The 11,479-nt window shown below is 71.1% G+C and carries 9 protein-coding genes; 3 read left to right on the forward strand and 6 right to left on the reverse strand.

Annotated elements, in window-relative coordinates; translation table 11 throughout:
• Nucleotides 1–459 precede the first annotated feature (459 nt).
• Nucleotides 460–1,017, forward strand: a complete 558-nt coding sequence (locus Q6349_RS00005) for a GNAT family N-acetyltransferase (protein ID WP_304602346.1) — start codon at nucleotides 460–462, stop codon at nucleotides 1,015–1,017.
• 11 nt (nucleotides 1,018–1,028) lie between these two features.
• Here Q6349_RS00005 and Q6349_RS00010 read toward each other — a convergent pair whose 3' ends face one another.
• From Q6349_RS00010 to Q6349_RS00030, 5 genes are all read right to left on the reverse strand, one after another.
• Nucleotides 1,029–2,030, reverse strand: a complete 1,002-nt coding sequence (locus tag Q6349_RS00010) for a sugar phosphate isomerase/epimerase (protein ID WP_304602347.1) — start codon at nucleotides 2,028–2,030, stop codon at nucleotides 1,029–1,031.
• 19 nt (nucleotides 2,031–2,049) lie between these two features.
• Complete coding sequence (locus Q6349_RS00015; RefSeq protein ID WP_304602348.1) at nucleotides 2,050–3,228, reverse strand: Gfo/Idh/MocA family protein; 1,179 nt, start codon at nucleotides 3,226–3,228, stop codon at nucleotides 2,050–2,052.
• Between the two features lie 102 nt (nucleotides 3,229–3,330).
• Nucleotides 3,331–4,398 carry a substrate-binding domain-containing protein gene (locus Q6349_RS00020; protein ID WP_304602349.1) on the reverse strand — a complete coding sequence of 356 codons (1,068 nt, stop codon included), beginning with the start codon at nucleotides 4,396–4,398 and terminating at the stop codon, nucleotides 3,331–3,333.
• Between the two features lie 64 nt (nucleotides 4,399–4,462).
• On the reverse strand, nucleotides 4,463–5,488 hold the full coding sequence (locus Q6349_RS00025) for an ABC transporter permease (RefSeq protein WP_304602350.1): 1,026 nt from the start codon (nucleotides 5,486–5,488) through the stop codon (nucleotides 4,463–4,465).
• Entirely contained in the window at nucleotides 5,485–7,005 is a 1,521-nt protein-coding gene (locus Q6349_RS00030; protein ID WP_304602351.1) for a sugar ABC transporter ATP-binding protein, read from the reverse strand. Before Q6349_RS00030 ends, Q6349_RS00025 begins: the two co-directional genes overlap by 4 nt.
• Nucleotides 7,006–7,182: 177 nt before the next feature.
• Between Q6349_RS00030 and Q6349_RS00035 the strand changes: the two genes are divergently transcribed.
• Both Q6349_RS00035 and Q6349_RS00040 read left to right on the forward strand, forming a co-directional pair.
• The gene (locus Q6349_RS00035; protein WP_304602352.1) at nucleotides 7,183–8,328 is read left to right on the forward strand and encodes an ROK family protein; all 1,146 of its coding nucleotides are present in this window, start codon (nucleotides 7,183–7,185) and stop codon (nucleotides 8,326–8,328) included.
• Nucleotides 8,325–8,996 carry a ThuA domain-containing protein gene (locus Q6349_RS00040; protein ID WP_304602353.1) on the forward strand — a complete coding sequence of 224 codons (672 nt, stop codon included), beginning with the start codon at nucleotides 8,325–8,327 and terminating at the stop codon, nucleotides 8,994–8,996. The genes Q6349_RS00035 and Q6349_RS00040 overlap by 4 nt, the downstream gene beginning before the upstream one ends.
• A 28-nt stretch (nucleotides 8,997–9,024) precedes the next feature.
• Here Q6349_RS00040 and ligA read toward each other — a convergent pair whose 3' ends face one another.
• Complete coding sequence (gene ligA, locus Q6349_RS00045; RefSeq protein ID WP_304602354.1) at nucleotides 9,025–11,457, reverse strand: NAD-dependent DNA ligase LigA; 2,433 nt, start codon at nucleotides 11,455–11,457, stop codon at nucleotides 9,025–9,027.
• Nucleotides 11,458–11,479: the final 22 nt, after the last annotated feature.

Below are 11,479 nucleotides of genomic sequence, written 5' to 3' on the forward strand. Positions count from 1 at the left end.
AACTAGTTGTCCGATCCAAAGGAACCAATGAAGGTTCAAAATTTGGCATTGACTATCAAGCACACTGTTGAGTTCTCAAACAACCGACACACACCATCCGAAAGCCGGAACTTTCCGTTCCGACCCCGTCCGGGGCAACCCTTCAACCTTACCCGAACCGATCCGCCCTGTCCAACTCGCTGCTGCAAATCAGTGAGCGACCTGCTCGAGGTCAGGCCCCTGCCTCGTCCGAGGGGCGCACGAAGCGCCCTGTCCGTTCGAGGAGAGTTTCAACCCCGGCGGCCACCTCGCGGTGTCCGTTCCCTGTCGGGCTGACGTGAAAGAACATTACACGTCCCCGGCAGCGAGTCCAAGCCCGTGCGGGGTGACCCGGCGCACAGTGACCGCCGACACCGTCGTCGCAGGTCGTGCAGGGTGGGCTGAGCCGCGGAACGAGGCCGTTCGCGCTAGGTTCGCACCGTGAGCGCACCACCCGTCGTCGTCCGTCCCGGCCGGGAGGAGGAGGCCGCCGAGGTCGCCTGGCTCGGGGCCCTGACCTTCCCCCTCGCCTGCCCGCCCGGGACCTCGGCCGTCACCATGGCCCACCACATCGCGCACCGGCTCACGCCCGAGACCTTCCGCAGCTGGATTAGGGCCGACGACTGCTCCCTCCTCGTCGCCGACGCCGGCGGACTCGTCGGCTACGCGCTGCTGCTGCGGGGCGAGCCGGAGGGCGTCGCCGAGCGCGAGGCGCTGCGGACGACCGTCGGCGCGGGACCGTACGTCGAGCTCTCGAAGATCTACGTCCACCCCGACCGGCTGGGTGACGGCACCGCCGGCACCCTGATGACCGGAGCCGTCGAGGGCGCCGGCGTCCTGGCACCGCACCGGCCGCTGTGGTTGGGGACCAACGGGGACAACGCCCGCGCCCAGGCCTTCTACCGCAAGCACGGGTTCGCCGTGATCGGCGCCCGCACCTATGACGTCGGGGGTGTGCAGCACGACGACGTGGTCATGCTGCACACCCCCGTGGAGTGAGCGGGTCGGCCTCAGTCCTTCGTGGAGAAGGCCGCGTCGAAGGCTGCGTCCGGCGGGTCGAACGCGAGCCGGCGCACGAACTCCAGTCCCTCGGGCGCCCCGACGAGGCGGTCCATGCCGGCGTCCTCCCACTCCACCGACAGCGGGCCGTCGTACCCGATGGCGTTGAGCATCCGGAAGGCGTCCTCCCACGGCACGTCGCCGTGGCCGGTGGAGATGAAGTCCCAGCCCCGCCGCGGGTCGGCCCACGCCAGGTGGGACGACAGCCGACCGTTGCGACCGTTCAGGCGCTTCTTCGTGTCCTTGCAGTGCGCGTGGTAGATGCGGTCCTGGAAGTCCCACAGGAAGCCCACGGGGTCGACGTCCTGCCAGACCATGTGGCTCGGGTCCCAGTTGAGGCCGAAGGACTCCCGGTGCCCGATCGCCTCGAGCGTCCGCTGCGTCGTCCAGTAGTCGTAGGCGATCTCGCTCGGGTGGACCTCGAGGGCGAAGCGGACGCCGACCTCCTCGAAGACGTCGAGGATCGGGTTCCAACGGTCGGCGAAGTCCTGGTACCCCGCCTCGACCATGTCGGCCGGGACCGGCGGGAACATCGCCACGGTCTTCCAGATGGAGGACCCGGTGAAGCCGACGACGGTCCGCACGCCGAGCTTCGCCGCCATGCGCGCGGTGTCCTTCATCGCCTCGGCCGCCCGCTGCCGGACGCCCTCCGGGTCGCCGTCGCCCCAGATCTCCGGCGCCAGGATCTCCTGGTGCCGCCGGTCGATCGGGTCGTCGCAGACCGCCTGGCCGGTCAGATGGTTCGAGATCGCCACGATCTGCAGCCCGTGCCGGGCCATCAGGTCCTGGCGCCCCTGGACGTAGTCGGCGTCGTCCCAGCGGGAGACGTCGAGGTGGTCACCCCAGCAGGCCAGCTCCAGGCCGTCGTACCCCCACTTCGCGGCGTGTCCGGCCACCTCCTCCAGGGGCAGGTCCGCCCACTGCCCGGTGAACAGGCTGATCGGTCGTGTCATGGTCGTTCCTCTCTCGTTCTCAGGCCAGCTCGATCCAACGGTGCTTGTCCGACGCGCTCCGCTCCACCGCATCGAGCACCCGTTGCACGGCGAGACCGTCCGCGAAGGACGGCGCGGGCGCCTGACCGGCTGCGAGCGCTCCCACCAGATCGACGACCTGATGGGTGAACGCGTGCTCGTAGCCGAGCCCGTGTCCCGGAGGCCACCAGGCCGCGACGAAGGGATGCTCGGCCTCGGTCACCACGATCCGTCGGAACCCGGCCGTCACCGCCGGTTCGGACGCGTCGTAGAAGTGCAGGACGTTCATGTCCTCGAAGTCGAACGCCAGCGACCCGGCGGACCCGTTGATCTCGATCCGGATCGCGTTCTTGCGCCCGACGGCGTACCGGGTCGCCTCGTAGCTCGCCATGGCGCCCCCGGACATCCGGCCGAAGAACACGGCCGCGTCGTCGACCGTCACCGGCCCCGTCTCGGTCCCGCCGGTCCCGGAGAGCCCCGAGAACTCGGTGGCCACGGGACGCTCGGGCACGAAGGTCTCGAGCATCCCGGCCACGCCCGTGATCCGCTCGCCGGTGATGAACTGGGTCAGGTCGACGACGTGGGCGCCGATGTCGCCCAGCGCGCCGGACCCCGCCTTGTCCTTGTCGAGCCGCCAGTTCAGCGGTGTCGAGGCGTCGGAGAGCCAGTCCTGCAGGTACTGCGCACGCACGTGGCGGATCTCGCCGATCCGCCCGTCGACGACGAGCTGCCGTGCGAGCTGGATGGCGGGGACACGCCGGTAGGTGAACCCCACCATCGCGTGCACCCCGCGGCGCGCGGCGCGGTCCGCGGCGGCCACCATCTGCTCCGCCTCGGCGACGGAGTTGGCCAGCGGCTTCTCGCACAGCACGTGCTTGCCGGCGTCGAGGGCCGCGACGGCGATCTCGGCGTGGGTGTTCCCGGGGGTGCAGATGTCGACGAGATCGATGTCGTCCCGCTCGAGCAGCCGGTGCCAGTCGGTCTCGGCGGACCCCCACCCGAGCCGGTCCGCGGCCGCGGTGACCTTCTCGCGGTTCCGTCCGGCGACCGCCGTCATCTCGGTGCGCAGCGGCAGGTCGAAGAAGCGGGGAGCGGTGCGCCAGGCGTGGGAGTGCGCCGCACCCATGAACGAGTAGCCGACCATGCCGACGCCCAGGCGGGCGCCGTCTGCTGCAGCCATTGGAGTGTCCTTTCATTCCTCGTGCGGCCCGGGCGCCCATGCGGGCGGACGAGCCGCGGTGGCGGGGCCCGCAGGCCCCGCCACCGTCGGGGTGCGGTCCGGTCAGGACTCGAACGCGTTGGGCAGGTACTGGTCGACGTTGTCCGCCGTCACGACCGGGGCGAAGAGCTGGACGGTGCGCGGCACGCTCGACGAGGCGAGGTCGCTCATGTCCTTCTCGTGCGCCACCAGGCGGGCCAGCTTGATGCCGTCGGCGGCCTGGGTCGCCGGGTAGATGACGGTCGCCTGGACGACGGAGTCGCCCTCCTGGATCTCGCGCATCATGTTGGCCGAGCCCGCACCGCCGACGACGAAGAACTCGTCACGACCGGCGTTCTCGATCGCCTGGAGGACGCCGACACCCTGGTCGTCGTCGTGGTTCCAGATGGCGTCGATCTCGGGGGCCGCCTGCAGCAGGCTCGAGGTGACCGACTCGCCGCCCTGGACGGTGAAGTCCGCCGCGACCTGGTTGTCGACGTCCAGCCCGCACTCGGACAGCGCGTCTTCGAAGCCCTGGCTGCGGTCCTGGGTCAGCGGCAGCGAGGCGATGCCCTGGATCTCGGCGACGACGGCGTCCGGCTGGTCGCCGAGCTGCTCGCAGATGTACTGGCCGGCCGAGACGCCCATGCCGTAGTTGTCGCCCAGCACCGTGGAGCGGGCGGCGAACGGGTCGGAGAACTCGCGGTCCACGTTGATGACCGGGATCCCGGCCTCCATGGCCTCGATCGCGACGTCGGTCAGCGCGGCGCCGTCGAACGGCAGGAGCACGATGGCGTCCACACCGTCGGCGATGAAGCCTTCGATCTGGCTGATCTGCACGTTGACGTCGTTCGTGCCCTCGGCGACACGGAGGTCGACGTCGTCGTAGTTCTCGGCCTCGGCCTCGGCGGCCGAGGTGATCGCGCCCATCCAGCCGTGGTCGGCGGCAGGGGCGGAGAAGCCGATGACGACCTCCTCGCCGGCCTCGTCGTTGTCGGAGACGGCCGTGGAGCCGCCGCCCTCCTCGGAGGACGCCTCGCTCTCCTCCTCGGCCGGTTCGTTGCTCACGCAGCCGGTCAGCAGGAGCGCCGAGGCGGCGAGGGCAGCGGGGATGCCGAGCATGCGCTGGCGGCGGTTCATACGTGCGGACATGGGATCTTCCTCGATTCGGTCCGGATCGTGCTGGGTGGGTGTGGTGGTGTGTGCGGGGGTGGGGTCAGCTCGATCTCGAGGGTGCCGAGATCCGCTGCTGCAGCAGCACGGCGCCGACGATGATCGCGCCCTTGGCGATCTGCTGCACCGAGCTGTCGAGGTTGTTGATGATGAAGACGTTCGAGAGCGTCGCGAAGATGAGGACGCCGATGACGGTGCCGATGATCGTGCCGCGTCCCCCGGCCAGGAGCGTGCCGCCGACGACGACCGCGGCGATCACGTCGAGCTCGTAGAGCAGGCCGTTGGTCGACGAGCCGGCCCCGGTCCGGGCGAGCATCATCGTGCCGGCGATGCCGACGGTGAGACCGGAGAGCCCGTAGACGTACATGAGGTGACGCTTGACCTTGATGCCGGCCAGGCGCGCCGCCTCCGGGTTGCCGCCGACCGCGACGGTGCGGCGACCGAACGTCGTGCGGTTGAGCAGGAACCAGCCGGCGACGACGACGAGCGCGAAGATCCACACGATCTTCGGCACGCCCAGGAGGTTGCCCTCGAAGGTGTTCTCGAACGACGACGTCTGGACGAGCTGGGTACGACGGTTCGCGATGAGCTCGGCGAGCCCGCGGGCCGCGACGAGCATGGCGAGCGTCGCGATGAACGCGACGACGTTCCCGTAGGCGATGATCACGCCGTTGACCAGCCCGGCTCCGAGCCCGACGAGGAGCGCACAGCCGACCATGACGATCCAGCCGTACTGGCCGGCCAGGTCCTGCGTCGCCAGCGTCGTGGCCCACACCGTCGTCAGGCCGAGCACGGAACCGACCGACAGGTCGATGCCGCCCGTGGTGATGACGAAGGTCATGCCGATGGCCATCACCCCCGTCACGGACGCCAGGCTGAGGATGATCGTCAGGTTCGTCAGGCTCGCGAACCGTTCGCCGCCCGTCAGGAACCCGACGAGGCACAGCAGGAGGAGCGCGGCGACCAGCCCCAGGTTGCGGACGACGGTCCCCGAGAGGGCCCGGCGGCCGCCTGCTCGTGCGCTCGATGCTTCTGTCGTCGGACGTGACGACACCTTCTGCTCGCTCACGCGACACTTCCTTCCATGACCATGTCGAGCACCTGGTGCTCGTCGATCGACTCGGCGGGCCCTGAGTGCACGACCTGGCCCTCGGAGATCACGAGGACGCGGTCGGCCAGGCCCAGGACTTCGGGGATCTCGCTGGAGACGACGAGCACGGCGGTCCCGGCGTCGGCGAGGCGGCGGATCAGGGAGTAGATCTCCGACCGCGCGCCGACGTCGACGCCCCGGGTCGGCTCGTCGAGGAGAAGGACCTCGACGCCGTGCACCAGCCAGCGGGCGAGCATCGCCTTCTGCTGGTTGCCGCCCGACAGGGTGCGGATCGCCCGGTCGACGTCCGGCGGACGCAGGTCGAGCGCCGTGGCCTGCTCCTGGGCGGCCTTCTTCTCGGCACGTTCGTCGAGCCAGCCGCCGCGTGCCATGCCCGCGAACGTCGACAGGGTGATGTTCCGGTAGACCGGCTCGTCGAGCACGAGACCCTGGCTCTTGCGCTCCTCGGGAGCGAGCCCGATGCCGGCGGCGACCGCCCCGGACACCGAACCGCGGTGCAGCCTCTTCCCGTCGAGCGTGATCTTCCCGCCCGTCGCCCGACGTGCGCCGTAGATGGTCTCGAGGATCTCGGACCGCCCCGAGCCGACGAGGCCGGCCAGGCCGACGATCTCCCCGGCACGGATCGACAGGGAGACGTCGGAGAAGACCCCGGCGAGGGCCAGGTCGGTGACCTCGAGCCGGACCGGCGCCTCCTCGGGCACGCCGGGCCGGTCGGGGAACGCGTACTCCATCTCCCGGCCGGTCATGAGCTTGATGAGCTCGTCGGTCGGCGTGGTCGACACTTCCAGGTTCCGACCGACGGTGCGGCCGTCCTTGAGGACGGTGATGCGGTCGCCGATCCGCCGGATCTCCTCCAGACGGTGCGAGATGTAGATGATGGCGATGCCCTGGCGGGTCAGCTCGTCGACGACCCGGAAGAGGTTGTCGACCTCGCCGGAGTCCAGGACGGCCGACGGCTCGTCCATGACGATGACGCGTGCGTCCCGCGAGAGCGCCCGTGCCATCGAGACGATCTGCTTGCCGGCGGCCGGCAGCTCCCCGACCTCCTGGTGCGGTGAGATCTCCGGGTGCCCCAGGCGGTCCATGAGCTGCCGGGTCCGCTGCGCCGCCGAGCGGCGACGCGTGAAACCGGCGGAGGCGAGCTCGTGCCCCAGGTAGATGTTCTCGGCGACGGTCAGGCCGTCGACCACGTCCAGCTCCTGGTACATCGTCGCCACGCCGTGCTCGAGCGCGGCGTCGGGGTGCGGGATGGCGATCTTCTCGCCGTCGAGCAGGATGGTGCCGGCCGTGGGCTGGTGGGCCCCGGCCAGGACCTTGATGAGCGTGGACTTCCCGGCGCCGTTCTGGCCGAGCAGGCAGTGGACCTCGCCGGGGAGGACGTCGAGGTCCACACCGTCGAGCGCCTTGGCACCCGGGAAGTGCTTGACGATCCCTTGCATCTGCAGCAGCGGCGCTGCGGGGTCTTCGGTGACCATGCGACGACTCTAGAGAGACTTCTGCTCGTCGTCAATCATAAGTTCCGAGACTTTCGGATCGTTACCTCGCTGTGATGCGAACTCCGTCGACACATGCGATGGGGAATGAAGGCGTGGTTCACTGTGCTCATGGAAGGGCTGGCGAAGTTTCCCCCGCGTCCCACGGGAGCCGGAGCGATGTTTCAGCTGTTCCGGGACGGTCGACCGCGCACCCGTGCGTCGCTGGTCGCCGCCACCGGGCAGTCGCGCTCCACCGTGGCCGGACGCATCGACGCGCTGCGTGCGATCGGGTTGCTCGCCCCCGCCGGCGAGGCGACGAGCACGGGTGGCCGGCCGCCGTCGACCTTCGCCTTCGACCCGACGTCGCGGATCGTCCTCGGCGTCGACCTCGGCGCCACGCACGCACGACTCGCGGTCACCGACCTCGCCGGAGAACCGATCGGCGTCCTCGAGGAACCGGTCTCCATCGCCGACGGGCCCGGGCACGTCCTGGACTGGGTCGCCGAGACGGGGTCCAAGGTCGTCGCCCAGGCCGGGAGGCGTCTCGACGAGCTCGCCGGGGTCGGCATCGGCCTCCCCGGCCCCGTCGACCACACCACGGGACGGCCCGTGAACCCGCCGATCATGCCCGGCTGGGACGGCACGGACGTCCCCACCGAGCTCCACGCGCGCCTCGGCGCCCCGGTCCAGGTGGACAACGACGTCAACATCATGGCCCTGGGCGAGCACCGGACCCTGTGCTCCGAGGTCGACGACCTGCTGTTCGTCAAGGTGGCGACCGGTATCGGTGCCGGCGTCATCATGGACGGCGAGCTGCGGCGCGGCGCCCAGGGTGCGGCGGGCGACCTCGGCCACATCACGGTGCCGCGCGCCTCGGACATCCCGTGCCGCTGCGGCAACACCGGATGTCTCGAGGCCGTCGCGGGCGGCGCCGCCATCGTCGCCGACCTGCGGGCACGCGGCGCCGACGTCAGCACCACCCGTGACGTCGTCGACCTCGTCCGCGCCGGCGACGTCGCGGCCGGGCAGGCCGTGCGCCAGGCGGGCCGCGACATCGGCAGCGTGCTGGCCGCCTCGGTGAGCCTGCTCAACCCCGCCCGCATCGTCATCGGCGGCATCCTGTCCGACGCCGGCGAGCACCTCATGGCCGGGATCCGCGAGATCGTCTACCAGCGCTCGCTGCCGCTGGCGACGCAGCACCTCCGGATCGCCACCACCGGTGCCGGTGCCCAGGCCGGCGTCGTCGGGGCCGCGTTCCTCGTCACCGAGCAGTACCTCGCGGCGCCGTCCGTCGACGCGCTCATCGCCCAGGAGGAGGCGTGAGCACGCGCAACGCCCTGGTCGTCCGGGGCGGGTGGGACGGCCACGACCCCGTCGGGACGACCGAGATCTTCATCCCGGTCCTCAAGGACGCCGGCTTCGAGGTCACCGTCGAGGAGTCGCTGGAGGTCTACGCCGACGAGGGTGTCATGGCCGGCAGCGACCTGATCGTCCAGTCGTGGACGATGGGCGACATCCTCGTCGAGGAGATGCACGGCCTCCGCGTCGCCGTCGAGAACGGCACCGGCCTCGCCGGCTGGCACGGCGGCCTCCTGGACGCGTTCCGCGGCGCCACCGACTTCCAGCACCTGGTCGGCGGCCAGTTCGTCGCCCACCCCGACGACGTGGTCGACCACGAGATCGCCGTCCACCCCGACCGTGCCGACCACCCGGTGGTCGCCGGCCTGCCCGCCCGCACGCGGCTGACCACCGAGCAGTACTGGGTACAGCACGACACGGCGTGCGACGTGCTGATGACGACCACGCACACGTCCCGCCCCGGCACCCCGTGGCACGAGGACGTCACGGTTCCGGTGGCGTGGACCCGCTCCTGGGGACGGGGCAGGGTCTTCGCCTGCTCCGTCGGTCACACCGTGGCGGACGTCCAGGAACCGACGATTCACGAGGTCATCTCGCGCGGCCTGCTCTGGGCCGCGCGCAGCCCGCGCTGACCGGCCCGCGACGTCCGGACCTCGTCTCTCAGGCGCCGAGCGCCTCCGGGCCGCCGTCGAGCAGCACCGTGAACTGCGCCTCGTCGAGGATCGGGACCCCGAGCTGCTCGGCCTTGGTGGCCTTGGAACCGGCCTTCTCCCCCGCCACGACGTAGTCGGTGTTCTTCGACACGGACCCGGCGGCCTTGCCGCCCGCCGCGACGACGGCCTCCTTCGCGCCGTCCCGCGAGTAGTTCTCCAGCGACCCCGTGACGACGACGGTCAGCCCGGCGAGCGGTCCCGTCGGCCCCTCGGCGGCCTTCTCCGCCATCACCGCCGGGCCGGGGTGTCCCGGGGTCTCGAAGCGGACGCCCGCGCGGGCCCAGGTCTCGACGATCTCCCGGTGCCAGTCGACCTCGAACCAGGCCTGGACCTCGTCCGCGATGACCGGGCCGACACCCTCCACGGCGGCGAGCTCGTCACGGGACGCCGCACGGATCGCCTCGAGCGACCCGAACCAGTCCGCGAGCGCGCGGGCCGCGACCGGGCCGACGTGCCGGATGTTGAGCGAGACCAGGATCCGCCACAGGTCCTTGACCTTCGCCCTGTCGAGCTCGTCGAGGAGCTTGGTGGCCTGGGCGTTGGGCTCGTACAACGACTCCCCCGCCTCGACGGCTGCTCGTTCGTCGGCCTTGGACAGCTTGCGCTTCTTCTGGAACGGGCGCACCGCCTTGACCGTCTGGACCGAGCCGTCCGGCATCTCGAACTCGGCCGACTCCCCGCGCCCGTCCCACTCCTTCGGCAGGCCGGTCTCGGAGTCCCGCACCACGGCGCGGATCGGCGCCAGCTCGTCGAGCGTCAGGTCGAACAGCCGTGCCTCGGTGCGCAGTGGCGGCTCCTTCGGCTCAAGCGGTTGCGTCAGGGCGGCCGCGGTCACCTCGCCGAGCGCGTCGACGTCGAGCCCGCCGCGGGAGCCGATGTGCTCGACACGGCCCCGCACCTGGGCGGGGCAGGACTCGGCGTTCGGGCACCGGAGGTCGACGTCACCCTCCTTCATGGGCCGCAGCGGCGTCCCGCACTCGGGGCAGTCCGCCGGCATCACGAAGTCCTCGCGGGGATAGCCGTCGTCGGCGAGCGCCGTGACCGGGCCGAGGATCTCGGGGATGACGTCGCCCGCCTTGCGCAGCACGACCATGTCGCCGATGCGCACGCCCTTGGCCTTCACGACGTCCTGGTTGTGCAGGGTGGCCTGGCGCACCGTGGACCCGGCGACCAGGACGGGCTCCATGACGGCGTACGGCGTGGCGCGACCGGTCCGCCCGACGCCGACCTGGATCGCGAGGAGGCGCGTGTTCACCTCCTCGGGCGGGTACTTGTAGGCCGTCGCCCAGCGCGGCGCGCGGCTGGTGGCGCCCAGGAGGCGCTGGTCGGCCAGGGCGTCGACCTTGACCACGATGCCGTCCAGCTCGTGCTCGATGTCGTGGCGGTGCTCGCCGAAGTGGTCGATCATCTCGAGCACCGCGTCGACGCCCTCCACGACCCGGTTGTGGGGCGAGATCGGGATGCCCCACCGCGCGAAGAGGTCGTAGGCGTCCGAGAGGTTGGCCAGCTCCTCGTGCTGCCCTTCCGTCCACTGGAGCGCGCCGACACCGTGCGCGTACAGGCGCAACGCCTCGATGCGGGCGAGCCCCGCCTCGTGCTCGAGCCCGGTCTTCTTGTCCAGGAGCTGACGCAGCCCGCCGGCGGCGGCGTTGCGCGGGTTCGCGAACTGGGGGAAGCGGCGCAGCGCGGCCACGCGGGCGCGTTCCTCGTCGAACTCGCGGGTGGCCGCACGCTCCCGCGCCTCGGCGACCGCCCGGTCGCGCAGCTCGACCTGCAGCTCGTTGAGCCGCGCGAAGGACGCCGTCGGGATGAACACCTCCCCGCGGATCTCGACGACGTCCGGGTGCTCGTCACCGTCGAGCCGGTGCGGGATCTGCGCGATGCGCAGCGCGTTGGCGGTGATGTCCTCGCCCGTACGGCCGTCCCCGCGGGTGGCGGCACGGACCAGGCGCCCCTGCTCGTACAGCAGCGCGATGGCCAGGCCGTCGATCTTGACCTCCGACAGGTAGCCGACGGCGCCTCCGGGCACGTCGAGGTCGCGGGCGACCCGGGCGTCCCAGGCGCGCAGCTCGTCCGTGCTGAACACGTTGTCGAGCGACAGCATCGGCTCGAGGTGGTCGACGTTCGCGAACGCGGTCGAGGCCTGCCCGCCGACGCGCTGGGTCGGCGAGTCCGGCCGGCGCAGCGCCGGGTGGGCGGCCTCGAGCGCCTCCAGCTGGTGCATGCGCGCGTCGTACTCCGCGTCGGAGACCTTCGGCGCGTCGTGCTGGTAGTAGGCGGCCTGGTCCTCCTCGACGAGGGCGACGAGCTCGGCCCAGCGACGCTGGGCCGAGGCCTCGTCGAGCGCGGACGGGTCGAGGGTGGCGTCGGTGTCGGTCACGCCCCCATCTTGCCGTGGGACA

This window comes from Isoptericola sp. 178 (genome assembly GCF_030586525.1).
GTDB lineage: Bacteria > Actinomycetota > Actinomycetes > Actinomycetales > Cellulomonadaceae > Isoptericola > Isoptericola sediminis.